This window comes from Novilysobacter erysipheiresistens, from assembly GCF_036663935.1.
Classification (GTDB): Bacteria; Pseudomonadota; Gammaproteobacteria; order Xanthomonadales; family Xanthomonadaceae; genus Novilysobacter; species Novilysobacter erysipheiresistens.
In genome coordinates this window covers 280,538-307,394 of sequence record NZ_JAXGFP010000003.1, presented here as the reverse complement: position 1 = coordinate 307,394, position 26,857 = coordinate 280,538, and the positions used below count along the sequence as shown (strand labels likewise).

Here is a 26,857-nt window from a genome sequence, read left to right as displayed (position 1 = left end):
CCTACATCGGCTGGAAGGCCGTGGAAATGTCAGCCGAAGGTCGGCAATAGCGGCCCGCCCAGCCACAGCCAGCGCGTCATCCACGCGCATACGAACGCGATCAGCGCGGTCAATGGCACCCCGATGCGGACGAAGTCGCCGAAGCGATACTGCCCCGGCCCGAGGATCAGCAGGTTGCCGTGGTGGCCGATCGGGGTCAGGAACGCGACCACCGCACCCAGCGCGGTGACCACCACGAACGGCGTCGGCGCCAGCCCCAGCGACTGTGCCAGCTCGACCGCGATCGGCCCGAGCAGCACCGTGGTCGCCGAGTCCGACAGGATCTGGGTCAGCAGCGCGGCCATCGTGAACAACACCAGCAACACCGCCAGCACCGGCCACCCCGCGACCACCTCGCGCAGGCCCGAAGCCAGCAGCTGCGCGGTGCCGGTCTGCTCCATCGCGATGCCAAGCGGGATCACCCCGGCGATCATCACGAACACCCGCACGTCGATCTCGCGGTAGGCCTGGCCGATGTCGACGCAGCGGGTCGCGACGATCGCGACCGCCCCCAGCAGGAACGCCAGCGGCACCGGCAGCCACTCGCTCACCGCGGCGATGATCGTCACGCCGAGGATCGCCAGCGCCAACGGCGCGCGCACGCGGCGCTTGGCCTCGCCGGAGAACGGCACCAGCATCAGGAAGCCGTGGTGGGTGGCCAGTTCGGCAAACCGCGTCGGTTGTCCCCACAGCACCAGCAGGTCGCCTTCGCGCAGGCGCGCGTCGGCCAGTCGCGGGGTCATGTCGGCGCCGCGCCGCCACAGTCCGGCGATCACCGCCTTGAACTGGCGCGAGAACTCCAGCTCGCGGATGCTGCGGCCGATGAACTCCGAGCCCGGCGCGACCACCGCCTGCACCAGCTGGGCGTCGTCGTCCTCGTCGTCGGCGTCGTGGCTGGTGGTGCCGCCGAACCGCGCGATCGGATACAGGTCCAGGCCGCTGTCGTCATGCAGCGATGCGAGTGCGTCGGCCGACGCCTCCACCAGCAGCACGTCGCCGCTGATCAGCGGGCTGCTGGCGCCCAGGTCGGGGCGCATCCGGCCCTCGCGCAACCAGCCGATCATCCGGAACCGGTCGCCCAGCGCCTTCTGCAGTTCGGCCAGCGGCCGGGTGCTCCAGCGCGAACCTTCGACCACCAGCAGTTCGGTACGGTAACGGTCCAGCCGCAGGTACTCGTCGTCGCCGGACTTGCCGCTGCGCTTGGGCAGGATCCAGCGCGTCAGCAACATGTAGACGATGCCGATGAACACCAGGGCGATGCCGATCGGGGTGATCGAGAAGATCCCCAGGCCTTCGGCGCCGGTGCGCTCCAGAAGGTTGTCGGCGAGCAGGAATGCCGGCGCGCTGACCAGGGTCAGGCAGGTGCCGAGCGACGCTGCCAGTGACATCGGCATCAGCAGGCGCGAAGTCGACAAGCCGTTCGCCTTGGCGAAGCGGGTCAGGATCGGCAGCATCATCGCCGTCACCATCACGTGGTGGGTGAACGATGCCATCGCCGCGACCGCCGGCATCGTCACCGCGATCGCGCGTGCCTCGCTCTTGCCCGACGCCCGCCCGATCCACTGGCCGATGTGCTCGGTGATGCCGGTCGCCGCCAGTCCGCCGGAGATCACGAACACCGCCGCGACAATGATCGCCGGCTCGCTGGCGAAGCCGCTCAGCGCCTGCTCCGGGTCGAGCACGCCGGCAATGACCATCGCCAGCAGGACCACCATCGCGGACACGTCGATCCGCAGCCGCTCGCTGATGAACAGATACAACGCGCCGGCCAGGATCAACAGGAACAGGATCTGGTCGAACGTGATCTGTTGAAGCACGTAGGGGAGGTCCATGCCGGCATTGTGCGTTAGAACCGGGACGCAACCTATCATGACGGCGATGGCGCCCCGGCCAGCGAGCGTCCGTCCGGCCATGCATGCACCCGTCCGTCACCGCTGCTGCCGCTAGAATCGGGCCGTAACGCGCGAGGTCGTCTATGTCCAAACCGCAAGCCGTACAACCGGGAGACCACAGCCTGCGGCTGGCCATGGCCGCTTCCGGGATCGGCATGGCGATCGTCGACCTCGACCGCCGCTGGCTCGAGGTCAACCCGGTGTTCGAACGCATGTTCGGCTATGCGCCCGGCGAAATGCTGGGACGCGAGGCGGCCGAGTTCACCCACCCCGAAGACCTCGAACGCTCCAGCGCCGCGCTCGACGAACTGCTCGCCGGCCGGATCGAGTTCATCGACGCACCCAAGCGCTACCTGCACCGCGATGGCAAGACCGTATGGGTGCACGCCAACGTCGCGGTGATGCGCAACGACGCCGGCGCGCCGCAATACCTGCTGGTGCAACTGCGCGACATCGGCGCCGAGCGCGATGCCGAGCGGCTGCGCACTGCCGAGGCCGACGCGCGCAGGGAGGCACTGGACGCCTCCACCCGGCAACTGCAGTTGTTTGCCGACGCCGTCGCCCACGACCTGCGCGCGCCGCTGCGGTCGATCGAGAGCTTCTCGGCACTACTGGCCAGCCGCGCCGGCGACCAGCTCGACGCCACCGCCCGTGACCACCTCGACCGGGTCCGAAAGGCCGCAGCGCGGATGAGCGGCCTGCTCTTGGCGCTGGGCGACCTGTCGCACGCGACCCGGGTCGAGCTCAAGCCCGGGCCGGTCGATGTGAGCCTGCTGGTCGACTGGGTGCTGGCCGAACTGCAGGACGCCGAGCCCGACCGCGTGATCGAGGCGACGGTGCAGCCCGGTCTGGCCGCGCACGGCGACGAACATCTGCTCAAAATGCTGCTGACGCAACTGCTCGGCAACGCCTGGACGTTCACCCGCGAGCGCGCCGCGGCCCGGATCGAGGTCGGCGGCCGTCGCGACGGCGAGCGCCTGCACCTGCACGTGCGCGACAACGGCAGCGGATTCGACATGCGATATGCTCACAAGCTGTTCCAGCCGTTCCAGCGCCTGCACGGGCCGGACCAGGGCGGCGGCCACGGACTCGGCCTGGCGATCGCCCAGCGCATCGCCGAACGCCACCACGGCCGGTTGCGCGCCGAATCCGAAGCCGGCGTCGGCAGCACCTTCCATCTCGACCTTCCCGCCACCGACCGCCTGTCTCCAGCCGCCGATTCCGGACCACGCCGATGATGCACAAGGAAATCCTGCTGGTCGAAGACAACCCCGACGACGTCGAGCTGACCCGGCTGGCGTTCGACGAGGCCAAGATCGCCAACCGCCTGGTGGTGGTCGGCGACGGCGCCGAGGCGCTGGACTACCTGTTCGGCCAGGGCAAGCATGCCGGGCGCGATCCGGACGACCTGCCCTCGATCGTGCTGCTCGACCTCAACCTGCCGAAGGTCGACGGCCGTGAGGTGTTGCAGGCGGTACGCGCCAACGAGGCGACCAAGACCCTGCCGGTGGTGGTGCTGACCACCAGCACCGAGCCGTTCGACGTCGAGGCCAGTTACGCGCTCGGGGTCAACAGCTACATCCAGAAGCCGGTCGACTTCGAGCAGTTCGTGTGGGCGGTCAAGCAGGTCGGGCTGTACTGGCTGGTGTTGAACCACCCGCGCACCGCCTGACCGCGCCTCCCTCGCGCCGACGCATCAACTCGCGCCGAACAAGGTTTCCGCGCGCTGGAACAGCACCCAGCTGGTCGCGATGAACTTGTCGCCGCCGTGCGGGCGGTTGCCGCGATGGGTATGGGTGAACGCCGCCGGGGCGATCAGCAGCGAGCCGGTCTTCGGGGTGATCGTGCGGCGCTGGTACAGGAACTCGGTCTCGCCCTGTTCGAAATCGTCGTTGAGGTAAATCGTCCACAGCAGGTGGCGATGCAGCGTCTCCGCGCGCGGGTCGCGCGGGTACAGCTCGCAGTGCCAGTAGGGGTAGCCTCCACGGCCGCCGGTGTAACGCTGCAGGTTGATCGAGGCCGGCCGCAGCACGGTCCTCACCACCGGTGCCAACGCCGCGTCGTCCATCGCCTGCAAACGTTCGGCGGTGAGCCGGTGGCGCGCGCCACCCTCGCCGGCGACCTCCAGCATCAACGGCGCGATCAGCGTATGCGGATAGCGCCGCAGGTAGGCCAGCACGCCGTTGAACACCGCGGTGTTGAGCGCGGCCTCGGCATCGCGCCAATCCGCGCGGCCGCTGATGGTGAGGTCGCGGCTGTCCTTGAGGTCGACGTGCACGCCGCCGCCGACGCGGCCGGGATGGCTGTCGCCGCTGCGCCCGAAACGCTCGATCAGCGCCGCGCATTGCGCGCGGTCGAGCGCGCCGTCGTATACCTCGATGAAGTCGTTGTCGGCGACGTTCGCGGCTGGGCTGGGCGGAACGGTCATCGAAGGATCTCGTCGTCGGTGTCCGCAGTGCGGCCGCGATCTCGGGTCGGCGACTACGCAACTTTGCGGGAAAGCGGACATCCTCGCACGGGCAAACCGGCTTGCAAGAATGCAACGTCGCCGGGACCGCGGTGCCGCCGAGACTCCGACAGCGTTCAGCCGCGCGGCCCTCGCACCGATCGCGCGCACTCGTTCAAGCAACGTGACGGTGTGCTTCGGGCGCGTTTCCATCGCGTCGACGTTTCGCGGCTGTAACGTTCCGTCGCCGCCGTCCCTGGCGCGCGGTCGTTGCGCGCTGAAAAGAACAATAAAAACAATCGCTTGCGAGGTTGGCACGGAATCGGCTTTGGCTTCGACTTGCCCCGCGCAGTTCGCGCCGGGCCGCATCTGGAGCCGGCATGTCATCCGTCCTCGTCCCGCGATCCACCATCGCCCGCATCGCCGCCGCCGTCGTGTTCTGCGCGTTGGCGCCGCAGGCCGCGGCGCAGGCGACAGCTGCCGCAGCCAATGCGGACGGCGCCGGGTCGGCCAAGGATCCGGGCATGGTCATCGCCCGCACGGTCAATCCGCGCATTGCCTACCGCGGGATTCCCACCGAGGAAAACCCGATCCATTCCGAAGCCACGCTGTTCCCGGCGCGGACGTTCCAGTCCGCCATTGATGGGGTCACCGGCCAACTGCTCGGCGACCATGCGCTAGGCGCGCGCGGCTCGGCCGGCGTCCATGCCGGTGCGGCCACGGAAGCGGCGATGCGGCGTGTCTTCGCCGGCGAGTCCAGCCCGCTTGGCCCGGGCCTGGGCGCACGTGCCGCGGGCATGGGCGCCAACGGCCTCGGCGGCGGCGCCGGGGCGGTCGGCGGGGCGGCCATGGGCGGCGGCGCCATCGGCCGTGCGGTCGGTGGAGGCGCCGCGGCCGGCGGCCTGTTCGGCGCGTTGCCGGCAATCATGCCGACCCAGCAAGGGGGTGGCCCGTGACCGCAATGTCGCTGCGCCTGCTGCTGCTCGCGCCACTCGCGCTGTCGGCGCCCGCGATCGCGCAGCAGGGTCCCGTGCCGTCGTCGCTCACGGAAGCCGCGCCGGCGGATGCCGCCTCGATCAGTGACGACGCCGGTCGCGACCTCGGCGGCCGTGCGGCCATCAACCTCGCCGCCGGCAGCGGCAACGCGCAAGCCAACCTCGCCGCGATTGCGCTGTCGGCCGGGGGCCTCGGCATGACCACGTTGCAGATCCAACAGGACCTGCCGATGTCGCCAGAGCAGGTGGCCGAACTGCGCCAGCGCGATGCCAGCGCGCGCATCGGCGGCCATGCCTTCGCGGGCAGCGCCGGCCTGCTGTCGATCAATCAAGTCGCCGGCAGCGGCAACGCCCAACTCAACGTGTTCGCGCTCGGCAATGCCGGCGCCGCCATCGCGACGAGCGGACCGACCGGACTCGACGACGCGGCCTTGGCCGCCGTCGCCGGCAGCAACCCCACGGAGGGGGCCGAGGCCCCGCGCGGACTGCGCCAGGTGGAGATCGCCGACGGCGCGTTCCACGGCAGCCAGGGCGTGGTCCAGGTCAACCAGACAGCGGGGGTCGGGAACGTCTCGGCCAACGCCATCGTGCTCCAGCTGCCGGGGGGCACACCGTAAGGCGCAACGCTGAAATCGCAAGCGCAAGAACCATCGGCAAGAACCATCGACGTACCAACCCGCAACACCCACACCAGGAGAGAAAGACCATGAAACTGCAAGCCACCCTGCTCGCCATTGCCCTCGGCAGCCTGTTCTCCGCTTCGGCGTTCGCCGCCGGCGACGACGCCGATCTCTACACCTCGTGGTACACCACCAACACCATCGACGTCGACGGCGATGTCTTCGTCGACGGCGACATCTGGGTCGACGGCGAGTCCGCCGCCGTGGTCGACCAGGACCAGCTCAGCCTGCTCAGCCTGATGCTGGGTGACGGCGACAACTTCGCCTCGGTCGAAGACAACGCGATGCGCGGTGCATTCGGCAACATCCAGGCCAACGTCGCCGCCGGTGCCGGCAACCTGCAGGCCAACGACGCCGCGCTGTCGGCGATCGACGCCGACAACGTGTTCGCCTCGGCGATGGTGTTCAACAGCCAGGCGACCGGTGCCAACATCGCCACCGACTTCCCGAGCGGTCCCGTCGGCGAACTGATCTACGACGCCCACGTCGGTGACGACGCGCTGCGCGATGCCTCCGGCAACATCGGCCTGAACGTCGCCGCCGGCGCCGGCAACGCGCAGACCAATGCGCTGGCCGCGTCGGTCAACAGCTCCGGTGCGATCGCCAAGGCGAGCGCCGACAGCGAGCAGCTCTCGGTGTTCAACGTCGTGCTCGCGCTTCGCGATATCGACAACACCGCGTCGATCGACGGCAACGCACTCGCCGACGCCATCGGCAACATCGGTGTCAACGTCGCTTCCGGTGCCGGCAATGCCCAGCACAACGGCACCGCGATCGCGGTCGGCGGCGGTCTCTGATCGTTGTCTCCGTTCCGGCCGCGGCATACGCCGCGGTCGGAACGGGCCTGACGGGGCTCTACATGAAGCTGCAACACAACGCGTTCCAGAGAATCAAGGCAGCCGGCATGCGCCCGCTGCTTGCCGGCGTCGCGGCGGTGGTCCTGTGGCCCATCGCCGGCGTCGCCGACGTGCAGGCGCAGAGCCGCCACGGCATCGGCGTGCTGACCGGCATCGCGCCGGCACAGAAGTCGGTTCGCAGCCTGCGCGACCTGCGCTTTCGCGAACTGGTGCAACAACACTACGACTTCAGCTGCGGCTCGGCCGCGCTCGCCAGCCTGCTGCAGTACGGCTACGGCATGGACGTGTCGGAGCAGGAGCTGATCAAGCAGATGATGGTCGGCGCGAACCCGGAGGAAGTCGTGCGCAACGGTTTCTCGATGCTCGACATGAAGCGCTACGTCGAAGCCGTCGGCATGCGTGCGCATGGCTACCGGATCGAACCCGATGCGCTGTACCGGCTGCAGATCCCGGTGATCGCGCTGCTCGACATCAAGGGTTACCGCCACTTCGTGCTGGTCAAGGGCGCCTCGGCCGGACGCGTGTACGTCGCCGATCCCGCGCTGGGCCATCGGGTGATGGTCGAGGACGACTTCATCGCCGGCTGGAACGGCATCGTCCTGGCGGTGGTCGCCGACATCCCGATCCGCTCCGATTCCTATCTGGTCAACAGCCACGAGTCGCCCGCACTGAAGCGACGCGTGGACGCGCTCGAGCACGCGACCACACCGCCGCGGGTGGTGGAGTTCGGGCTGGTGGTCACCGATCTGTTCTGAGCGGCGGGCTGGCCGTGCCAGACGCCCACATATGGATGCACCTGTTCCAAGCGAGGCCTCATGAATCGAAACACACTCCCCCGTGCCCTGTTCATGGCCCTCGTGGCAGTGGCGGCCGCTCCCCCGGCGGCCGCCCTGCCCCCTGTTCGCGTCGAAATCGTCGATGACGCCACCCTCGGCACGCTCAACGGCAAGTACTTCGGCGCCAACCTGTTGGTCGGCCTGCGCATCGACCTGGTGTCGTCACTCAGCACGGCCCAGGGCGGCACCGCCAATGCAACCGGCAGCCTGCAGATGATCCGCGTCGGGAACGGCTTCGACGTGCGCGTCGACAGCCGCAGCAGCGCTACCGAGGGCACCGCCGCGACGGGACTCCCGCACGGCAGCGCCGTCGGTGCGCAAGGCCTGCAGGTCGACGGCATCGGCCAGGTCAGCCAGATCGCCGGCGACGGCAACCGGATGACCAACCTGACGACCATCTCCTTCATGCCGGCCACGGCCGGTGGCGCCGGCCAGTTCAACGGCGCCACATCGAGCAGCGCCAGTGCCGGCGGCATGACCGCCCAGGTCACGTTCCTCGATCGCGGCCTGCAGTTGGCCCTGAGTGGTCCGGGCGCCGGGTTGACCCAGCAGCTGCACGCGTCCGGCGCGAATGGCCAGGTGCTGCAGAGCGGACAGATCGCCGGCAACGGCATGGTCGGGTTCAACCAGTTGCAGTTGCAGCTCATGACCAGCCCGATGTCGAACGGCGAGCTGCACCAGCTCGGCGTGCGCCAGGCGCTGGCCGGTCTCGACGGACTAGGACGTTGAACTGGGGACCCGCGCAGTGCACGGCCGTTTCCCGGCCGATGTTGCACCAAGGGATGCTTGCCACGGAGAGGCCGGGGACATGAAGACGACGAGGACGAAGGGGGCTCGAGGATGATGGGGACGCCAGGGACCACGCGCCTGACCGCAAACCTGCTTGGGCTCGCCATCGCGGCGGCGCTGACCGGCACTGCGCATGCCGCTGACCCGCTCGCCACCGGCAGCATGCAGGACGACGGCGAGGCCAGCTTGCGCGAGCAACTGCAGCAGTTCGGCGAGACGCTCGCCGCGCAGCAACGCGAAATCCAGCGCCTGCGCGACGAGGTCGAGCGGCTCGAGATGGCCCAGCGTGGCCGCGGCCTCGGCCCGGCGCCGCAAGAGCAGTCGCCGCAGGAGCTATCGCCGCAAGAACCCCCGCCGACGCAACTGGCGCAGCAAGCCCCGCAAGCCCCGCAACCCATTCCGCCCCCGGCACCGGCGGACGAACCGATGCAGATCGGCGAGGCGCGGCGCGAGGCGGAAGCCGCGCAGCGCGAACAGGAGAAGGCACTGGTTGTCCGCGAGCATGCGCCGCTGTTCGAGCGCAAGTTCACCTTCGACGCCGGCATGAACTACAGCTACTACGACCGGCGCCAGCTCGCATTGAGCGGCTTCCTCGCTCTCGACGCGATCTTCCTCGGCAACCTCAACCTCGACCAGTCCAAGGTCACCGTCGCCACCCTTGACGTCACCGGTCGCTACGGCCTCACCGACCGGATCAGCCTGGAAGCCAGCATCCCGTACGTCTGGCGTGACAGCCGCTTCGTCAGCGCTGGCGTCGGTGGCGCGTCCACCGCGGTCAGCGAGGTCCAGCTGAGCTCCAGCGGCATCGGCGACGCCAGTGTCGCGGCGTACTACCAGCTGGTGAAGGAGTCGGCGCGCTGGCCCGACCTCGTCGCCAGCCTGCGCGTACGCGCGCCGACCGGGCGCGATCCGTTCGGCCTCAAGCTCATCCAGGCCGACGAGACCAACGACAACCTCAACGTGCCCGAGGCGCTGCCGACCGGCACCGGCCTGTGGAGCGCGACCGCCAACGTCTCGGCGTTGCGCACCTACGACCCGGTGATCCTGTTCGCCAATGTCGGCTACACCATGTACCGACCGGAGGATTTCGACGACATCTCCCCGGTGCTCGACCAGGTCTCGCCGGCCGAGGTGTCGCTGGGGAACTCGATCCAGCTCAGCGCCGGCCTGGCGATCGCGCTCAACGACCGTTCCGCGGTCAGTTTCAGCGTCGCCAGCGCGTTCTCCGCCGCCACCCATACCACCGCACCGGGGCAGGCGGAAATGCGCGTGCCCGGCAGTTCCAGCAACAGCACCGCGCTCAACATTGGTGCGACCTACGCGCTGCCGTCGGGTTGGACCATGAGTGGCCAGCTGGCCGCCGGCCTGACCCCCGACGCACCGAACTTCGTGATGGGCATCCGCGCGTCGAAGTCGTTCTGACCGCCGGCGCCGCGGGCCCCGGCGTCAGGCGATGCTGACGGACTTGTCGTCGGACCCGGCGTCGCCTTGGCGCAAGCCGTGCCGGCCCATCAGCCGATACAGCGTGACCCGCGACACCGCGAGTTCGCGGGCGGTATCGATCAGGCGGCCACGGTTGCGTTGCAGTGCGCGCTCGATCGCCTCGCGGGTCGCTGCATCGCGGCTGTCTTCCAGGGTCGGTGGCGGCCGCGAGGCGCTGCCCTCGATGTGGAGGTCGGCGGCGGTGATCAGCCGGCCTTCGGCCATCACCACGGCCTGGCGCACGCGGTTGATCAGCTCGCGCACGTTGCCGGGCCAGTCATGGTTGTGCAACGCGTGGCGGGCACACGGCGCGAAACCCTTGAACACGTGCTGGCCTTCCTGCGAGTAGCGCTTGAGCGCATGTTCGGCCAGCCGGTCGATGTCGCTGCCGCGGTCGCGCAGCGGCGGCTGCTGCAGCCGCAGCACGCACAGGCGATGGTAGAGGTCGGCGCGGAAACGGCCTTCGGCCACCGCCTCTTCCAGCGCGTGGTGGGTGGCCGAGATGATCCGCACATCGACCCGGATCTGCTCGTGGCCGCCGAGGCGCTCGAAACTGCCCTGCTGCAGGAACCGCAGCAGCGAGGCCTGGCTCTCCAGCGGCAGGTCGCCGATCTCGTCGAGGAACAGGGTGCCGCCATCGGCCATCTCGAAGCGGCCGAGCTTGCGGTGCTGGGCGCCGGTAAACGCGCCGCGCTCGTAGCCGAACAGTTCCGACTGCACCAGGTTGTGCGGGATCGCGCCGCAGTTGATCGCGACGAACGGATGGGCATGCCGGCGCGAATGCCGGTGCACCGCCATCGCTGCGAGTTCCTTGCCGGTGCCGGTCTCGCCGGCGATGAATACCGGCGCCTCGGTCAGGGCGGCCTTGCGCAGGGTGCGGCTGAGCGCGCGCATCGCCGGGCTGTCGCCGATGATGCCGTCGGTGCCGTTCTCGACCGGGGCGGGCCCGCTGCGTTCGCAGGCCAGCGCGGCCATGCCGTGGGCGTGGCCGATCACGGTGTTGAGCACGGCTTCGGGGCAGGGCAGGGTGACGTAGTCGTAGCAGTAGTCGCGGATCAGCCGGCGCACCGGTTCTTCGCGCAGATGGCGTGCATCGACGCCCGCGACCCAGCCGACATTGTTGGCCGACAGCGCATCGCCGAACTCGGCCAGATCCTGCTCGCTGAATCCCTCGCGCAGGTCGAGCAGCGCGGCATGCGGGTGCCCGCTGTCGCGCTGCAGCAGCCGCAGCACGCTGCGTGCATCGGGCGCGCGTAGCAGCTCCCAGCCGAGCTGCTGCAGGCCGCCCAGCGACAGCACCCGACCGGCGCCGCCGCGGGTGACGTAAATCAGCTTGCGTTCGCCGGTCCCCCCGGCTAGCTCTGCACGTGATCCGTCGTGCGCCATCCGATACTCCTTGCCCCCGTCGCGCAACAGCCGCGTCGACTCCTCCGGGCAAGTGATATCAACGGCAGTGGCGGCCGTTAGCGGTCAGGGCGATGCTGTCCCGTTCAGGCTGGCCGGCCGCTCGCCCACCCGGCGGCCGGGCGAGCGGGCACTGGTCAGGCGCTGACGCTGCCGTGTTCGCGGTGGTAGCGCGCCGCGACCTCGACCTCGCCGGCGGATCCCAGGAACACCGGAATGCGCTGGTGCAGGCCCTCCGGCTGCACTTCCAGCATGCGCCCGCGACCGGTGCTGGCGGCGCCGCCGGCCTGCTCGACCAGGAACGCCATCGGGTTGGCTTCGTACATCAACCGCAGGCGGCCGCCCTTGGCCGCGCACTTGGCGTCCAGCGGGTAGCTGAAGATGCCGCCGCGGGTCAGGATGCGATGCACGTCGGCGACCATGCTGGCGACCCAGCGCATGTTGAAGTCCTTGCCGCGCGGGCCGGTGCTGCCGGCCAGCAGGTCGGCGACGTAGGCCTGCATCGGCGGCTGCCAGTGGCGTTGGTTGGACATGTTGACCGCGAACTCCTTCGTCTCCTCGGGGATCCGCATGCCGCGGGTGGTCAGCATGAAGCCGCCGACCTCGCGGTCGAGGGTGAAGGCGTGGGTGCCGTGGCCGACGGTCAGCACCAACGTGGTGTTCGGGCCGTAGGTGCAGTAGCCGGCGGCGACCTGCGCGGTGCCGGGCTGCAGGAAATGCTCGTCGCCCGGGGTGGTCACGCCGTCGGGGCAGCGCAACACCGAGAAGATCGTGCCGACCGAGATGTTGACGTCGATGTTGGAGCTGCCGTCGAGCGGATCGAACAGCAGCAGGTAGTTGCCGCTCGGCGAGCCGTCGGGGGAGATGTCCGTGATCGGCATGCTGTGGTCCATCTCTTCCGACGCCAGGCCGGCGAGGTGGCCGCCCCAGGCGTTGGCCTCCAGCAGCACGTCGTTGGCGATCACGTCGAGCTTCTTCTGCGCCTCGCCCTGGATGTTGATGCTGCCGACGCCGGGGCTGCCGGCATCGCCGAGCACGCCACCGAGCGCGCCCTTGCCGACCTCGATCGAGATCCGCTTGCAGGCGCGCGCCACCACTTCGATCAGCAGGCGCAGGTCCGGGCCGAGGTGGCCGGCGCGCTGCTCCTCGATCAGGAAGCGGGTCAGCGAAATGGGATTCGACGAAAGCGGGGCCGGGGAGAGCGGGCCGGGTGAAGCGGAAACAGCGGACGCGGCAACGTTGGTCATGGTCACGGACGGGGCATGGCGGGAGGCCGGCATTGTAGCGCCGGCCACCCTCGCACCGAGGCGATCAGGCGGCGTTGCGCATGCGCTGCGAGCGTCGGATCACCGCCGCCAGGTTCTCGCGGGCCATCGCCAGCATCAGCAGCGGCGCGGCCGGGTCGGCGGCGCTCATGACCCGCTTGGCGGCGTCGATGGTGTCCATCGTCACCGCCGCGCCGTCGGCATCGAGCATCGCCCGCAGGCTGCGGGCGTGGGCGTCGAGGCGGCGCTCGAACACCGGGTCGGAACCCTGGCCGGCCCGACGCATCGCGATTGCCATGGTGGCGTCACAGCGCTCCAGTTCGGCGCGCAGCTCATCGGCAGAGAAGTCGTTCATGCAGTCCAGCTTGGTTCGTGTCGGTCGCAGCAGCCGAGACCGGAGCGCCATGATCGCCCGGCGCGGGTGAAGGCCGGGTCTCGGCGGCGGCGCAGGATAGCCGCTATCGCGGTCGACGGTGTGACGGGCGTTCAGACGTCGCCGTCGTTCAGCCAACCCTCGCCGCTGCCGCGGTGGTAGACCTTGTCGTCGTCGCGGACGTCGCCGGCGGGGATCGAGTCGAGCTGCGCGAGCTTGTCGTAGATCGGCGCGAAGTCCGGGCCGGTCGCTTCCATCAGCTGCTCGAAGCTGTCGATCACGAAGTAGGTCTTCTGGTAGGTGTCGATCCGGTAGCGGGTGCGCATGATCCGCTGCAGGTCGAAACCGATCCGGTTCGGCGCGTCCGATTCGAGGCAATGGATCGACTCGCCCTTGGAACTGACGATGCCGCTGCCGTAGATCCGCAGCCCGTCCTTCTGCCGGATCAGGCCGAATTCCACCGTGTACCAGTACAACCGGGTCAGGTTGACCAGCGCGTCCTCGCCAATGCCGTGCGCCTTGACCCCGCCGCGGCCGTAGGCCTCCATGTAGTCGGCGAACACCGGGTTCATCAGCAGCGGCACGTGGCCGAACAGGTCGTGGAACAGGTCCGGCTCCGACAGGTAATCCATTTGCTCGGGCGTGCGGATCCACCAGGTCACCGGGAAACGGCGGTTGGCGAGGTGGTCGAAGAAGGTCAGCTCCGGCAACAGGCCTTCGACCCCGATCAGCTCCCAGCCGGTGGCCTCGCGCAGGATCAGGTTGAGATCGGCGAATTTCGGGATCCGGTCGGCGGTCATCTCCATGGCGGAGAGTGCGGCCATGAACTCGTCGCTGGCGCGGCCGGGCAGCACCTGCTTCTGGCGTTCGAACAGCTGCGCCCAGACCCGGTGGTCGGTTTCGCTGTAGTCGTCCCACGGCTGGTCGACCACGGCGGTGGTGTAGACCGGGACGTACCCCTTGTCGGTCAGCTGCGATTCGACGCGCTTGGGCGATTCCATGGCGTGGGTCTCCAGTATGGTGCCTTTGAAGCACCACTTTACCGGGAGGTGCCCGCAATCGTGTTGCGTCGTTGCTTGATATCCGGCAAGCGGCGCACGATTATTGCGTCAAACCCACGATAGGCGCCTTTCGATGCCAGCCGTCACCCTTGACCGCACCGACCTGCTGCTGTTGGCCGAACTGCAACGCGCCGGTCGCCAGACCAATGCCGAGCTTGCGGAACGGGTCAACCTGTCGCCGTCGGCCTGCCTGCGTCGGGTCCAGAGGCTGGAGCGCGACGGGGTGATCGCCGGTTACCGCGCCGAGGTCGACCCCGATCGGCTCGGCCTCGGCCTGCAGGCGTTCGTCCGGGTCCAGCTGGGTCGCCACGACAGCGCCGCGGTGGAGGCGTTCAGCGGCTTCGTCAACCAGTGGGACGAGGTCGTCGCGTGCCACGCCCTGACCGGCGACATGGATTACCTGTTGCAGGTCGCGGTGCGCGACCTCGAGCACTTCTCGCATTTCCTGCTCGACCGCCTGCTCAACCAGGCGGGGGTCGACGACGTCAATTCCAGTTTCGTCCTGCGCACGGTCAAGGCGTTCCGCGGGATGCCGCTGCCGGGGTCGACGCCCTGACCTGTGCCTGTCGCAGTCGCACGCTTTAGTGTTTCATCATCTGCTCGCGTGACTGTTTCGCACGGGCGGCGTCGATTGCGGTTTCCACCTGCTTTTCCTCCTCCGGCGGCGGCAATACCGCGTCCAGGCCGAGCGACTGGATCCACAACTCCCGGCACCAGCCCTTGGTGTGGAACAGGTGGTGGTCCTCGTCCTGCTCGACCGCGTCGTATGCGGCCTTGAGCGCCTTGGTCTCTTCGCCCTTGCCGTGCTTGGCGACGTGTCCCATCAGCTCCCAGTTGGAGTGATCCTTGGTTTCGGCCAGCACCACGCACTCGCAGGCGACCAGTTCGGCCGCGGCTGGGTCGCCAGCGGCCAGCGCCATCTCCATCGCCTTGACCAGCGACTTGCCCAGATGGCCGACGACCTCACGGCCCGGCGTCATCGTGGCGGGATCCAGCCCAAGGGTTTCGCACAGCCGGGTCACGACGTCGACGTGGGTCCGGGTCTGCTCGAGATATTCGGTCCATTCTTTCTGCAGGTCCTCGTTGACCGCGCAACGCAGGGCGGCCTCATACACCTTCGCGCCGCCAAGCTCGGTTTCCAGCGCCTGGTATACAAGTTCGTGCAACTGGGCTTGGTCGAAAGCGGACTTTTTCATTGGCGGATCTCCGGGTCGGGATATCCAGCCTGTGCTGCCGGGCCAGTGGCCCGGGTGAAAAAACCATTGGGATGGCGTGACAATCGGCGGGCCGGTGCGGCCGAAGTACTCATTCAGACGCCGGTTTGCCGGGCTTGTCACTCTGAGGCGCGGCGTGCCGATCAGGGTCGAGCACGTATTCCAGCAAATCGTTGGCGTCGGGGTTGCGGTCGTTGAGGAACACGCTGACGTCGCCAGTGACCTCCAGGATCGCCGCGTCGACCTGCGACAACGACGAGGCGCCCTTCATTCGCAGTTCGGCGTACAACTCGCGGCGGGTGGTGCGCTCCTTGCGCAACGCCTCGAAATCGACCTCACCGTTGCGCACCAGCACCCGCGGCCGGGATTCCAGGTAGTCGCGCATCGGCTGCCAATGCTCCGACATCCACTCCAGGGTGACCGTCGCCACGGTCGCGCCAATCAGGATCAATGCGGCATAGGTCAGCGGAACGTCCGGGTACAGCATCGCATCGCCGGCGGCGGAACCCAGCGCAATCAGCAACACGTTCTGCATCGGGCTGAGGTCGCGCTGGCCGCGCTTGCCCATCAGCCGCACCACCAGCATCAGCAGCAGGAAGATCATCAGCACCCGGAAGACGATTTCCAGCAGGAACCACGGCGGCGGCGGGCCGAGCAGGATCCGATACCAGTCGAACACGTTTACATCGGCTTCCATGGTGGTTCCTGTGTAGCGTCCGCCGATCCAGCGAGTCGGCTCCGGGACTAGGACGCGCGACAACAAGTCGAGCGCGCGCGCCCGGCTCAGGCTGCGCGCGCGGGTGTGTCGCCGGCGTCAATGCTTGCGGTGCGCCGCGAGCCGCTAGCGACTGCCGTCGGTGACGGTCGCGCCGTCGCACTCGAACTCGTCGTCGAACCAGCCCTGGGCTTCCTTGCAGCGGGCGATGGCCCGTGCCTTTGCCGCGGCCGCCGCGCGCGTCTTGGCGACGACCGCATCGACGCGGGCCTGCTTCATCCGCGCCAGCTGCGCGCGGATCTGCGGGATCGCCGCGAGCGCGGCCTGCTCGCCGGCGAGGATCGCGCGGTCGCGCTGTTCGAAGTCGGCCGCGCCGATGTCGTTGACCCTGGGCCGGATCACCACGTCGGCGCGCGCCAGTTCCTGCGCGGCCAGCTGCCGGCCCATGATCGTGATCGACTGGTCGACGATGCCGAGCAGGCTGCCGGACATCGTGCCGCTGGCGCGGCTGGAGATGTCGACCGCGACCACCAGCTCGGCGCCGAGCTGGCGCGCGGCGTCGACCGGCACCGGGCTGACCACCCCGCCGTCGACGTAATGCCAGTTGCCGATCGCGACCGGCTCGAACACCCCGGGGATGCTCGACGAGGCGCGCACCGCCTGGCCGGTGTCGCCGCGCACGAACACGCTGCGCTTGCCGTCCTCGAGCCGGGTCGCGACCGCGGCGAACGGTTTGGCGAACTTGTCGATCGGGCGCCGCGCCACCAGCCGGTTGACGTAGTCCTGCAGCAGCTGGCCTTCGATCAGGCCGCCGGAGAACAGGCTGATGTCGCGGATCTCGTCCTCGTCCAGCGCGATCGCATGGCGCTGCAACTGCGCCGGGTCCATCCCGCTCGCATACAAGGCGCCGACCACGCTGCCGGCGCTGGTGCCGGCGACCACCACCGGCTCCAGGCCGTGGGCCTCGAGCATCTTGATCACGCCGATGTGGGCGAAGCCCTTGGCCGCGCCGCCGCCGAGGGCGATGCCGATGCGGACCTTGGGCACCACCGGCGGCGGCGTGACCGCCGTTGGCGGCGTCGGCCGCGGGTCGCCGAGGCACCCGACCAACAGCACCGTGGCCAACATCAACAGCAGCGGTCGCAGCCGCGGGATCAAGTTCATCGGATAACGCAGCGGCGGCGGGAGTTCAGGCGCCGCAGCATAGCCGCAAGCGCTTGAACGCCAGCCGTCGCGGTACTCAGAATCCGCGATCGCCGCTGATCAAACCGCCGAGGCCGCCGAGCACCGAGCCCTCGCCCTTGTCGCGACCGCCGCCGCCCGGCGCCGCGGCGAGCATCCGCCCGGCCATCCGCGAGAATGGCAGCGACTGCAGCCAGACCTTGCCCGGCCCGGTCAGGGTCGCCAGGAACACGCCCTCGCCGCCGAACAGCATGCTCTTGATGCCGCCGACCGCGCGCACGTCCATGTCGACCGTGGAGTGGTAGGCCATCACGCAGCCGGTATCGACCTCGAGCCGCTCGCCGGGCTTGAGGTCAATTTCCATCACGGTGCCGCCGGCGTGTACGAACACCCAGCCGTCGCCCTCGAGCTTCTGCATGATGAAGCCCTCGCCGCCGAACAGGCCGGTCAGGATCTTGCGCTGGAAGTGGATGCCGACCTGCACTCCGCGCGCGCCGGCGAGGAAGCTGTCCTTCTGGCAGACCAGCCGGCCGCCGTGGTCGGACAGCTTCATCGCCATCACGGTGCCGGGGTAGGGCGCGGCGAACGCGACCCGGGCCTTGCCCTGGCCGGCATGGGTGAACACGGTGGTGAACAGGCTCTCGCCGGTGACCACGCGCTTGCCGGCCGACAGCAGCTTGTCCATCAGGCCGCCACCCTGGCCGGAATGGCGGCCGTCGCCGAACACGGTGTCCATCTGCACCGCGGCGTCCTTGTACATCAGCGAACCGGCTTCGGCGATCGCGCTCTCGCCGGGGTCGAGTTCGACTTCGACGAACTGCATGTCGCTGCCGACGATACGGTAGTCGATCTCGTCGTCGCGACCGCCGCCGGAGCCGGTGGACGGCAACGCCGGCATGCTGGGCGGCGCGGTGGCGCGGGTGGGGTTCAGTTCGGCGACATCGCCGACCGGCTGCCACGCGGCGAAACCTTCGCGCCAGCAGAAATCCTCGGGATGCTGCTGCGCATGCGCGCTGGCGGCGTTGTCGTCGAGCGGACCGATGCGCGGGCTGTTGCTGCCGGCGCTGAAGTACCAACGTTCCATGCGAATTCCTTGTCGAGGTTGGGGTGGAGTTGCGAGTCTAGGCGTTGCGGTCGGGGGTTGCGTATGCCGGAAGTGGTTGGCATTGCGCGGGGCGGATTTCTCGGCTCTGGTGGAGGGCGGGGCGGGGTTCTCGGCTTCGGCGGGGAGCGACGCCCCTGGCGGGTGCGGCTTCCCGGTTCGGTCGGACATCCTGTCCGACTCACCGGCCGCGGCCATCCCTGGCCGCTGTGCGCCGCACCCGCCAAGGGACGCCGCTTCGGCGCATGGGTGGCGTGGGCTTCGGCCATCAAGCTCTTGTCCGACTGGACTTCCTTCGGTCGTAGGAGCGGCTTCAGCCGCGATCCGAAAACCGGTTCAATCACGCCCCCAAAACGCGTCGTACCGTCGTTGCAGGAGCGATGTAAGTCGCGACCTGTACATCACCGCGCCACACGCAAAAAACAACCGCTCGTCTCACTCCCCACGCCGCCGAAACGGCAACACCGTCCCGACATCACCCTGCTCCGGCCGCCGCCACAACACCGGCACCTCCTCCGGCGACGGCGGCTCCAGCGGATCGTCGCCGGCCCGCGCCTCCATCGCGCGCGGCTCCTCTTCGAGCTCCCAGCTGTACATGCGCCGCGGCGCCTGCGGGTCGAGCCGGCGCCACAGCGCGGCCGCGATGACGCCGCCAATCGCACCGCCAAGATGCGCCTGCCACGAGATCCCGGCCTCGCGCGGGAACACCGTCAGCAGCATGCCGCCGTAGAGGAAGAACGCGATCATCGCCGCCGCGATCGCCGGGCGGTCGCGGCGCAGCAGGCCGAGCACGAACACCAAAAACATCAGGCCGTGGGTCAGGCCACTGGCGCCGAGGTGGTGCGAGCCGGCCTCGCCGAGCAGCCAGGCGCCGAGGCCGGAACCCAGCCACATCAATGGCAGCGCGCGGGCGCTAGCGCGGGGGTACATGCCGCCGGCAAGGGTGCCGAGCAGCAACAACGAGATCGCGTTGGCGGCGATGTGCTCGACCGAGCCGTGCAGCAGCGGCGCGCCGATCAGGCCGAGCAGGCCCGCGGCCGACCACGGCTGCACCGTCCAGGCGCGCAGGTCGATGCTCGACTGCAGCGCGAACACCACGCACAGCACCAGCACGAAGGCGAGGCTGAGGTTGAACGCGCCCAGCCAGCGGCGGCGGTCGGCGGCGCGCTGGGCGTGGGGATCGAGCGGGACGGCGTCGTCGGACAGGTGCATGGCTCCGACATGGTGCCGGCGTCGGCCATTCCAATGGGTGCCGCCGCGCGGCAAACCCGATGCTGGCGGGCGCCCGCGTAGAATGGTGCGATGAACAATGCGCCCGCCCCGATCCCCACCGTCCATCTCAAGAACGCCTGGAAATCCTCGCACCCGTGGATCTTCCAGCGACTGGTCGCCAAGCCCGAGCAGCGGCCGCGGCCGGGCTCGATCGTCGACGTGATCGGGGTCGACGGCGACCTGATCGGTCGTGGCTTCTACAACGGCCATTCGCGCATTGCGCTGCGCATGCTCGACAGCGATCCGAACGCGGTGATCGACGCCGACTGGTTCGCGCGCAAGATCGCCGCCGCCGTCTCGCTGCGCCGCGACCTGCTCCGGCTCGACGAGGTGTCCGACGCCTGGCGCGTGTTCCACAGCGAGGGCGACGGCATCAGCGGGCTGGTCATCGACCGTTACGCCGACCTGCTGGTACTGGAATTCTTCAGCGCCGGCGCGTTCCGCCATCGCGAGTGGATCCAGGCGGCGCTGCGTGAGCAGTTCCCGGGCTGCCGCTTCTACATGTTCGCTGACGAGCACGTGCAGAAGCAGGAGTCGTTCGACTTCCGCGGCACCGAGCCGGTACAGCCGAGCATCATCACCGAGTACGGAGTGAAGTTCCGCGCCGATCCGGCCGGTGCGCACAAGACCGGCTTCTTCGCCGACCAGCGCGAAAACCGGCAGTGGCTGAGTCAGCAGGTCGAAGGCAAGCGGGTGTTGGACCTGTGCTGCAACACCGGCGGTTTCGCGGTGTACGCGGCGGTGCGCGGTGCGGCCGAGGTGGTCGGGGTCGATATCGATGCGGATGTGATCGAGATCGCCAAGGGCAATGCCAAGCTCAACAACGTGCGGCCGCGCTTCATCCAGGCCGACATCTTTCCGTGGCTGCGCGATGCGGGCAACGCGGGCGAGCAGTACGACGTGGTGATCCTGGATCCGGCCAAGATGACGCGCGATCGCGAGCAGGTGATCCCGGCGCTGAAGAAGTACCTCGACATGAACAAGCTGGCGATGTCGGTGGTCAAGCCCGGCGGGCTGTTCGCGACGTTCTCGTGCACGGGACTGGTCAGCGAGGAGCAGTTCCTCGACATGCTGCGGCGGGCAGCGTTCTATTCGAACCGCACGGTGCAGGTGTTGAAGGTCGCCGGTGCGGGGCCGGACCATCCGTGGCTGGCGCAGGTGCAGGAGTCGCGGTATCTGAAGGCGGTGTTCTGTCGCGTGCTGGATTGATCTGATCCGCGGCAACGGCAACGGCAAACAAAAGCAGGACTGCGCGGGCTTCGGGAGGGGCGACGCCCTGGCCGGATGCAGCTCCCCGGTTCGGGCGGCCATCCATGGCCGCACTCACCGCCGCACGCCATCCATGGCGTGCTTTACGCAGCACCCGGCCAGGACGCCGCGTCGGTGTTTGTAGGTCGTGGTCTGGTTGCGGATGAAGCGCTGCGGCCTGGGTGATGTTCACTTGATGGGTACCGCTCGCGTGGTTTGCTCGTGATGCCCCGCCACCGCTGACGGCGGGTGGGAATCGAGATGTCTTCGAATCAAGCCAAGCCGCCTAAAAATCCCGGCTCACTGCCATCAGGCGACGCGCACTCCGAGCAGATCCAGCGCGCTCTGCGGCAGACAGCCACCACCCGCGATGAGGTGACGCCGCCGCCGGTCGCGCCGCGGCACAAGGTCTGGCTTGGTGGCTATCTGTTGATGCTGCTTGGCCTGGCGGTCGTGTACTACCTGTTTCGGCTGCAGTTCTTCGGCTTCGCCGAGCAGTACCTGCCGCTGTTGCGCCGCATGACCCTCGGGGCGATGGCGGTGGTGCTGGTGTTGGGCCTGGCCAAGGCCATCGAGGCCTACGCGATCGGCCGGGCGCAGGAGGCGGTCACCCGCTACAACCTCGAGCGTGTGCTGAGACTGGCGGTCTACCTGCTGCTGGCGGTGATCGTGATCTCGGTGCTGTTCGCCAACTGGTACGCGGCGGCGGCGTCACTCGGGCTGATCTCTTTGGTGCTGGGATTTGCGCTGCAGACGCCGATCACCAGCCTGATCGGCTGGGTCTACATCCTCGCGCGCGAGCCGTATCGGGTCGGCGACCGGATCCGGATCGGCGAGGCGACCGGCGACGTGATCGATGTCGATTACCTCGACACCACCTTGTGGGAGGTCGGCGGCGAGTACATCTCGACCGACCATCCGAGCGGACGGCTGGTCAAGTTCCCCAATGCCAACGTGCTGTCGACCGCGGTCTACAACTACTCGTGGCCGGTGTTCCCGTACATCTGGAACGAGATCACTTTCCAGGTCGCCTATGACAGCGACCTGGAGTTCGTCGACCGGGTCATGCGCGAAACGGTCGAGGAAGCGCTCGGCGAGGCGATGATCGAACGAGTGCGGACCTTCCGCGAGATCCTCGCGCAGACCCCGGTCGACCAGGTCGAGGTCAACGAGCGGCCGTCGGTGCTGTTCCGGGTCAGCAGCAACACCTGGGTCGAGGCCACCGTGCGCTACGTGATCGAGCCCAAGCGCGCCGGCTCGGTCAAGACCCGGTTGATCGTGGAAATGCTGCATCGGCTCAACGCCGAACCGGGTCGCGTGCGGTTCCCGAAGGCCGACAACCGCTGAGTCGTAGCCGCGGCTAGAACGATCGCCCGTCGATCTGCTTGACCGGAACCGCATCCAGGTCGATGCCCTCGATGCAGCGGATGTTGATCGCCGCCATCGCGTTGCCCTTCGGGTCGGTGCCCTCGCCAAACGGATGGATGCCGCAGGCCGCGCAGAAGCGGTGCTTGATCACATGCTTGTTGAACGTATATGTCGACAACGCGTCCTCGCCCGCGGTCACCCGCAGCGTGTCGCGCGGCACGAACCACAGCAGCCAGCCCTTGCGCTGGCAGATCGAGCAGTTGCACGACGCCGCACCCTCGATCGCGCCGTCGGCCTCGAACGTCACCTTGCCGCAATGGCAGCTTCCCTTGTAGGTCATCGGGGTCTCTCCGTGTGGATGGTGGGACGACGATACTCCCGTCGCACGGTCTCAACCGGCGCGACGCCGGCGGCTACACTGGCGGCATGCCCGAATCCACGCTCCTTGTCGTCCTGCTGGTCGCGGTCCTGGTCGCGATCGTGTTGCTGGTCCTGTTGCTGTTGCGCAAGCCCGACGCGCTGCTGGAGGCGCACCGCAGCCGGCTGGAGCAGGCCTTGCGCGAGGAGCAGCGGGGCGGCCGCGCCGAGTTGCGGCAGCAGCTCGACAGCCTGTCGGGGCAACAGGAAACCCGCATCGACGGCTTCGGCCGCAACCTCGCCGAACTGACCCAGCGCACCGACCAGCGGCTCGACCTGTTGCGCGAGGCGCTGATCGATGACGCCCGCAAGGCCCGCGCCGAGGGCGCCGAGGTCCAGCAGCGTTCCAGCGAGGCGATCGGCCAGCGCCTGAGCGAGATGACCCAGCGCAACGAGCAGCGCATCGGCGAGATGCGCGCCACCCTCGAACAGAAATTGCGCGAGCTGCAGGCCGACAACGCCAGCAAGCTCGAGCAGATGCGCGCGACCGTCGACGAGAAGCTGCACGCGACCCTGGAGACGCGCCTGACCGAGAGCTTCGGCAACGTCACCACCATGCTCGCCAAGGTCCACCAGGGCCTGGGCGACATGACCAAGCTGGCGGCCGATGTCGGCGGCCTGCAGCGCGTGCTGAGCAACGTCAAGTCGCGCGGCGTGTTCGGCGAAGTGCAACTGGCCGGGCTGCTGGAACAGGTGTTCGCGCCTGACCAGTACGCCGCCAACGTGGCGACGGTACCGGGCAGCAACGAGCGGGTCGAGTTCGCGGTGCGTTTCCCCGGCTCCAGTGGCGAGGCACCGGTGTGGCTGCCGATCGACGCCAAGTTCCCGCGCGAGGATTACGAGCGCCTGCTCGACGCGCAGGAGCGCGGCGAGGTCGAGCTTGCGCGCGCGGCCAGCGACGCGCTCGAGCGTGCGGTGCGCAAGGAAGCCGCGCGGATCCGCGAGAAATACCTGTGCGCGCCGCATACCACCGAGTTCGGCATCCTGTTCCTGCCGACCGAGGGTTTGTATGCGGAGGTGCTGCGCCGGCCCGGGCTGGTCGATGCCTTGCAGCGCGACCAGCGCATCGCCGTCGCCGGCCCGACCACCCTGCTGGCGTTGATGACCAGCTTCCAGATGGGCTTCCGCACGCTGGCGATCCAGGAGCGTTCGAGCGAGGTCTGGCGCACGCTCGGCGCGGTCAAGACCGAGTTCGGCAAGTTCGGCGACGTGCTGGCCGGGGTCAAGAAGAAGCTCGACGAGGCCAGCAACAAGATCGAGCAGACCCGCACCCGCACCAACGTGCTGACCCGCAAGCTGCGCGAGGTCGAGTCATTGCCGGCCGACGAGAGCCAGGTCCTGCTGGGGATCGACGAGGCCGACGACGAGTAGCGGTCGCGCTCAGCCGTCGGTCGGCATCACCGGCACCGCGGCGGCCGGCACGATCGGCAGGCTGTCGTCACGCATGTACTCCGGCAGGGCCACGTCTTCGCCTTCCTCGACGCGGTCGCCGAAGATCTGGTAGTCGCGGCGTTGCATCCAGGCGTCGCGGACCAGCGCGTAGTCGTCGGCGGCGCCGGCGCGCAGGCTGTCGGTGGCCAGCAGCTGGGTCCGCACGTCGACCAGTTGCAGGCCCTGCAGCGGGATCCGGGTGGCGTCGTCATTGACCTGGCGCAACGGGCTCAGCGGCGCATCGCCAATCATCCCGAACACGTCGCGCACGGTGCGCGGACCGAACAGCGGCAACTCGACGTAACGCGACTTTTCCCAGCCCCAGATGCCGAGGGTCTGGCCGAAGTCCTCGCTGCGCCGCGACAGTTTGGCGTCGCTGGCGGGGTCGAAGATGCCGCCGATCCCGAGTGTGGTGTTGAGCGCGAAGCGGCCGATCGCGTGGGCCGCCTGCTTCGGTTTGCCCTGCAACAACGCGTTGACCGCCGACACCGGCTGGCCGAGATTGCTGAAGAAGTTGCGCACGCCGAGCCGCACCGGCCGCGGCACCACCGCGACATAGGCGCGCGCCAGCGGCCGGGCGATGCTGCGGTCGACCAGGTTGTTGAAGCGGTGCATCTGCCGGTTGTAGCGCTGCCACGGGTCGTAGGTTTCGGCGACCGGGGTCGGCTGCGGCAGGGTCGGGTCGGCGACCGGGTTGTAGGGGTCCTGGCCGCCGTAGATCGCGGCGAAGTCGAGCTCGGCCTGGGTCGGCGCGGCGGTCGGATCGGCGGCGGGATCGGCTGTCGTGAGGTCGGGGTCGACGGTCAGCGGCTCGGTGGCGGCGAACTCGGCGGTGGTGGATCCGGACGTGGCGTCAGCAGGCTCGATCTCCGTCGCAAGGGTGGTGGCGGTCGTTGGCGCAGTCGGCCCGGCGGCGACTGCCACGCCATCGGCGCTCGCCGGCGGCGTGGCCGCTACTGCCGGAGGTTCGGCGCGGACGGCCGGGGTCGAGGTGCAGCCACTCGCGCCGGCGGCCAGCAACAGGCCGAGGGCGAGCGCGCGAGCGCGACGGAGGGGGCCGGCGGCGTGGGCCGGCAGGTCGATGGCGTGGGGGCGCATGGTCGGCAGTTTAAGGCGCGGCGGCGATGACGGCCATGCGCGGGCGCAACAGCGCGTTGCGGAGGGCCGCCCGAGCGGTCAGGCGGACGTCGTGGCGGTCGCGGCAGGCGACGCGCCGACGAAGCCCAGCTGCGGTTCCAGCCGGTAGGCAGCGCGCAGTTCCGACAATCCCGGCGGGTCGCCGTGCACCGTGACCCCGGGCAGCCGCGCGGCCAGTTCGCCGAGCAATGCCAGCCCGGCGCTGTCGACCACGGTGACCGCGCCCAGTTCAAGCCGGCGGATCCCGGCCGGCAACGTCGGCACCTGCTTCCACAGCCCGGGCACTGCGGCGCGGTCGAGCGCGCCGCTGAACACCAGGGCGTCGCCGTCGCGGACGACGCTGGCGGGCACGGGCGTCATCGTTACTTGCCGGCCTGCATCTTGCCGGCCTTGAGGTCGGCGGCGACTTGCGCGATCGACTTGCGCGACAGCGGGCCGTCGAACTGGTTGCGGAAGGTCTGCACGAAGCTCACGCCCTCGACCATCACGTCGAACACCTTCCAGCTGCCGCCGGTCTTGCGCATCAGGTAGTCGACCGGGATCGGCTCGCCGCCCTCGCGCAGGAACTCGCTGGACACCTTGACCATCGAGCCGCCGCGCAGCGGGGTTTCGGACTTCATCCGCACCCGCAGCTCGGAGTTGAAATCGAGCAGCGAGGAGCCGTAGCGCTGCATCAGGTTCTCGGCCAGGGCGTCGGCGAACAGCTGGACGTCGGCGTCGGAGGCGCCGCGCCCGTGGCGGCCCAGCACCAGCCGGCCGGCGTAGGTGCGGTCGAACATCTGGTTGAACTCGCTGGCGATGAACTCGCGCAGCGCCTCGCGATCGGTCTTGAACTCGTCGCGGCGGGCTTCCAGCGTGGTCAGGATGCGGGTGGAGTTGTCCAGCACCATCTTGCTCGGCGAGCTGGCGGTGGTGGTGGCGCTCGCGGCCTGCGGGGCGGCGAGGACGACAGCCGGAGCGCTGGCGAGCAGCGCGGCGGCGACGACGGTGGCGATGAGGGTGCGCTTCATAAGAGTCATTCCGTGGGGGAGACGGGGTCGCTTTCCTGCAGGTAGGCGGGCACGTCGGTGGCGGGGGCCTCGTCCGCGCCCGCAGGATTGCCGCCATTGTCCGGGCCGCCGCTGAACATGTACTTGCCGACCAGTTGCATCAGGTCGACCGAGGATTGGGTCAGGAAGATCGCGTCGCCTTCCTTGAGCGGCTCCGGATCGCCGCCGGGCTGCAGGCCGACGTAGCTTTCGCCGAGCAGGCCGGAGGTCAGGATCGCCGCGCTGGTGTCGGCCGGCAGGTCCGAATAGCGCTTGTCGATCGCCAGCGTCACCACCGAATCGAGCTTGACCGGGTCCAGCGCGATGTCGGAGACGTGGCCGATCGCGACCCCGCCGACCTTGACCGGCGCGTTCGCGCGCAGCGGGCCGAGGTTGGTGAAGCGCGCGGTGATCTCGTAATGATCGCCGCCGAAGCCGAACTTGCCGTTGGTGGAGGCGATCGCCAGCACCAGCAGCGAGGCCAGCGCGAGCAGCAGGAAGGCGCCGACGGCGAATTCGATACGTGGGGCTCGGGAGGACATGGGAGTTACCTCAACCCGCGACCGAGCGGGTGTTGCATTGATGAGGCCGCACAGCGGGGTGCGGGGTTGTGCGAAGGACTCG

28 protein-coding genes are annotated in these 26,857 nt (G+C 68.9%); 12 read left to right on the top strand and 16 right to left on the bottom strand.

Annotated elements, in window-relative coordinates:
• Positions 1-29: 29 nt before the first annotated feature.
• Positions 30-1,871: an SLC13 family permease gene (locus tag SNE34_RS07430; protein ID WP_332616188.1), complete on the bottom strand. Its 1,842-nt coding sequence runs from the start codon at positions 1,869-1,871 to the stop codon at positions 30-32.
• Between the two features lie 194 nt (positions 1,872-2,065).
• Here SNE34_RS07430 and SNE34_RS07425 point away from each other — a divergent pair, with 194 nt between their 5' ends.
• Together SNE34_RS07425 and SNE34_RS07420 are read left to right on the top strand one after the other, a co-directional pair.
• A complete protein-coding gene (locus tag SNE34_RS07425) occupies positions 2,066-3,169 on the top strand; it encodes a sensor histidine kinase (protein WP_332616185.1) in 1,104 nt (367 codons plus the stop codon).
• The gene (locus SNE34_RS07420; protein ID WP_332616183.1) at positions 3,166-3,603 is read left to right on the top strand and encodes a response regulator; all 438 of its coding nucleotides are present in this window, start codon (positions 3,166-3,168) and stop codon (positions 3,601-3,603) included. Before SNE34_RS07425 ends, SNE34_RS07420 begins: the two co-directional genes overlap by 4 nt.
• Positions 3,604-3,627: 24 nt before the next feature.
• Here SNE34_RS07420 and SNE34_RS07415 read toward each other — a convergent pair whose 3' ends face one another.
• Entirely contained in the window at positions 3,628-4,359 is a 732-nt protein-coding gene (locus tag SNE34_RS07415) for a 2OG-Fe(II) oxygenase (RefSeq protein WP_332616181.1), read from the bottom strand.
• 398 nt (positions 4,360-4,757) lie between these two features.
• On the opposite strand from SNE34_RS07415, the gene SNE34_RS07410 reads away from it, so the two are divergent.
• From SNE34_RS07410 to SNE34_RS07385, 6 genes are all read left to right on the top strand, one after another.
• A complete protein-coding gene (locus SNE34_RS07410) occupies positions 4,758-5,333 on the top strand; it encodes a hypothetical protein (RefSeq protein WP_332616179.1) in 576 nt (191 codons plus the stop codon).
• The gene (locus SNE34_RS07405; RefSeq protein WP_332616177.1) at positions 5,330-5,989 is read left to right on the top strand and encodes a hypothetical protein; all 660 of its coding nucleotides are present in this window, start codon (positions 5,330-5,332) and stop codon (positions 5,987-5,989) included. Before SNE34_RS07410 ends, SNE34_RS07405 begins: the two co-directional genes overlap by 4 nt.
• Before the next feature lie 89 nt (positions 5,990-6,078).
• A complete protein-coding gene (locus SNE34_RS07400; RefSeq protein WP_332616175.1) occupies positions 6,079-6,849 on the top strand; it encodes a hypothetical protein in 771 nt (256 codons plus the stop codon).
• A gap of 62 nt (positions 6,850-6,911) precedes the next feature.
• Positions 6,912-7,664 (top strand): C39 family peptidase, encoded by a 753-nt coding sequence (locus tag SNE34_RS07395; protein ID WP_332616173.1) that lies wholly within the window; start codon positions 6,912-6,914, stop codon positions 7,662-7,664.
• A gap of 93 nt (positions 7,665-7,757) precedes the next feature.
• A complete protein-coding gene (locus tag SNE34_RS07390) occupies positions 7,758-8,474 on the top strand; it encodes a hypothetical protein (protein WP_332616172.1) in 717 nt (238 codons plus the stop codon).
• 111 nt (positions 8,475-8,585) lie between these two features.
• Positions 8,586-9,956: a transporter gene (locus SNE34_RS07385; RefSeq protein ID WP_332616170.1), complete on the top strand. Its 1,371-nt coding sequence runs from the start codon at positions 8,586-8,588 to the stop codon at positions 9,954-9,956.
• Between the two features lie 24 nt (positions 9,957-9,980).
• Here the strand turns inward: SNE34_RS07385 and SNE34_RS07380 are convergent, their stop codons facing one another.
• The 4 genes from SNE34_RS07380 to phhA form a co-directional block, all read right to left on the bottom strand.
• Entirely contained in the window at positions 9,981-11,402 is a 1,422-nt protein-coding gene (locus SNE34_RS07380; RefSeq protein ID WP_332616168.1) for a sigma-54 dependent transcriptional regulator, read from the bottom strand.
• A gap of 155 nt (positions 11,403-11,557) precedes the next feature.
• Positions 11,558-12,667 (bottom strand): class 1 fructose-bisphosphatase, encoded by a 1,110-nt coding sequence (locus SNE34_RS07375; RefSeq protein ID WP_332616166.1) that lies wholly within the window; start codon positions 12,665-12,667, stop codon positions 11,558-11,560.
• Between the two features lie 64 nt (positions 12,668-12,731).
• On the bottom strand, positions 12,732-13,040 hold the full coding sequence (locus SNE34_RS07370; RefSeq protein WP_332616164.1) for a hypothetical protein: 309 nt from the start codon (positions 13,038-13,040) through the stop codon (positions 12,732-12,734).
• 131 nt (positions 13,041-13,171) lie between these two features.
• The gene (gene phhA, locus SNE34_RS07365) at positions 13,172-14,059 is read right to left on the bottom strand and encodes a phenylalanine 4-monooxygenase (protein ID WP_332616162.1); all 888 of its coding nucleotides are present in this window, start codon (positions 14,057-14,059) and stop codon (positions 13,172-13,174) included.
• 133 nt (positions 14,060-14,192) lie between these two features.
• Here phhA and SNE34_RS07360 point away from each other — a divergent pair, with 133 nt between their 5' ends.
• Positions 14,193-14,675 carry an Lrp/AsnC family transcriptional regulator gene (locus tag SNE34_RS07360; RefSeq protein WP_332616160.1) on the top strand — a complete coding sequence of 161 codons (483 nt, stop codon included), beginning with the start codon at positions 14,193-14,195 and terminating at the stop codon, positions 14,673-14,675.
• Positions 14,676-14,700: 25 nt separating this feature from the next.
• Here the strand turns inward: SNE34_RS07360 and SNE34_RS07355 are convergent, their stop codons facing one another.
• The 5 genes from SNE34_RS07355 to SNE34_RS07335 form a co-directional block, all read right to left on the bottom strand.
• On the bottom strand, positions 14,701-15,315 hold the full coding sequence (locus SNE34_RS07355) for a hypothetical protein (protein WP_332616158.1): 615 nt from the start codon (positions 15,313-15,315) through the stop codon (positions 14,701-14,703).
• A 109-nt stretch (positions 15,316-15,424) separates the two neighbouring features.
• Positions 15,425-16,030 carry a DUF421 domain-containing protein gene (locus tag SNE34_RS07350; RefSeq protein WP_332616156.1) on the bottom strand — a complete coding sequence of 202 codons (606 nt, stop codon included), beginning with the start codon at positions 16,028-16,030 and terminating at the stop codon, positions 15,425-15,427.
• A 144-nt stretch (positions 16,031-16,174) separates the two neighbouring features.
• A complete protein-coding gene (locus tag SNE34_RS07345) occupies positions 16,175-17,212 on the bottom strand; it encodes a patatin-like phospholipase family protein (RefSeq protein WP_332616154.1) in 1,038 nt (345 codons plus the stop codon).
• Between the two features lie 76 nt (positions 17,213-17,288).
• The gene (locus SNE34_RS07340; protein WP_332616152.1) at positions 17,289-18,314 is read right to left on the bottom strand and encodes a TIGR00266 family protein; all 1,026 of its coding nucleotides are present in this window, start codon (positions 18,312-18,314) and stop codon (positions 17,289-17,291) included.
• A 453-nt stretch (positions 18,315-18,767) separates the two neighbouring features.
• Positions 18,768-19,544, bottom strand: coding sequence for a rhomboid family intramembrane serine protease (locus tag SNE34_RS07335; protein ID WP_332616150.1), 777 nt, complete (start codon positions 19,542-19,544; stop codon positions 18,768-18,770).
• A gap of 90 nt (positions 19,545-19,634) precedes the next feature.
• Here SNE34_RS07335 and SNE34_RS07330 point away from each other — a divergent pair, with 90 nt between their 5' ends.
• Both SNE34_RS07330 and SNE34_RS07325 read left to right on the top strand, forming a co-directional pair.
• Entirely contained in the window at positions 19,635-20,813 is a 1,179-nt protein-coding gene (locus SNE34_RS07330) for a class I SAM-dependent rRNA methyltransferase (RefSeq protein WP_332616149.1), read from the top strand.
• Between the two features lie 300 nt (positions 20,814-21,113).
• The gene (locus SNE34_RS07325; protein WP_332616148.1) at positions 21,114-22,199 is read left to right on the top strand and encodes a mechanosensitive ion channel family protein; all 1,086 of its coding nucleotides are present in this window, start codon (positions 21,114-21,116) and stop codon (positions 22,197-22,199) included.
• Positions 22,200-22,212: 13 nt separating this feature from the next.
• Here the strand turns inward: SNE34_RS07325 and SNE34_RS07320 are convergent, their stop codons facing one another.
• A complete protein-coding gene (locus SNE34_RS07320; RefSeq protein WP_332616146.1) occupies positions 22,213-22,560 on the bottom strand; it encodes a GFA family protein in 348 nt (115 codons plus the stop codon).
• Positions 22,561-22,646: 86 nt separating this feature from the next.
• Between SNE34_RS07320 and SNE34_RS07315 the strand changes: the two genes are divergently transcribed.
• The gene (locus tag SNE34_RS07315; protein WP_332616145.1) at positions 22,647-24,008 is read left to right on the top strand and encodes a DNA recombination protein RmuC; all 1,362 of its coding nucleotides are present in this window, start codon (positions 22,647-22,649) and stop codon (positions 24,006-24,008) included.
• Between the two features lie 9 nt (positions 24,009-24,017).
• Here SNE34_RS07315 and SNE34_RS07310 read toward each other — a convergent pair whose 3' ends face one another.
• The 4 genes from SNE34_RS07310 to mlaD form a co-directional block, all read right to left on the bottom strand.
• Positions 24,018-25,166 carry an MlaA family lipoprotein gene (locus SNE34_RS07310; protein WP_332616143.1) on the bottom strand — a complete coding sequence of 383 codons (1,149 nt, stop codon included), beginning with the start codon at positions 25,164-25,166 and terminating at the stop codon, positions 24,018-24,020.
• Positions 25,167-25,244: 78 nt separating this feature from the next.
• On the bottom strand, positions 25,245-25,565 hold the full coding sequence (locus SNE34_RS07305; protein WP_332616141.1) for an STAS domain-containing protein: 321 nt from the start codon (positions 25,563-25,565) through the stop codon (positions 25,245-25,247).
• Between the two features lie 2 nt (positions 25,566-25,567).
• The gene (locus SNE34_RS07300; RefSeq protein ID WP_332616139.1) at positions 25,568-26,215 is read right to left on the bottom strand and encodes an MlaC/ttg2D family ABC transporter substrate-binding protein; all 648 of its coding nucleotides are present in this window, start codon (positions 26,213-26,215) and stop codon (positions 25,568-25,570) included.
• 5 nt (positions 26,216-26,220) lie between these two features.
• Positions 26,221-26,775, bottom strand: a complete 555-nt coding sequence (gene mlaD / locus SNE34_RS07295) for an outer membrane lipid asymmetry maintenance protein MlaD (protein ID WP_332616137.1) — start codon at positions 26,773-26,775, stop codon at positions 26,221-26,223.
• Positions 26,776-26,857 lie beyond the last annotated feature (82 nt).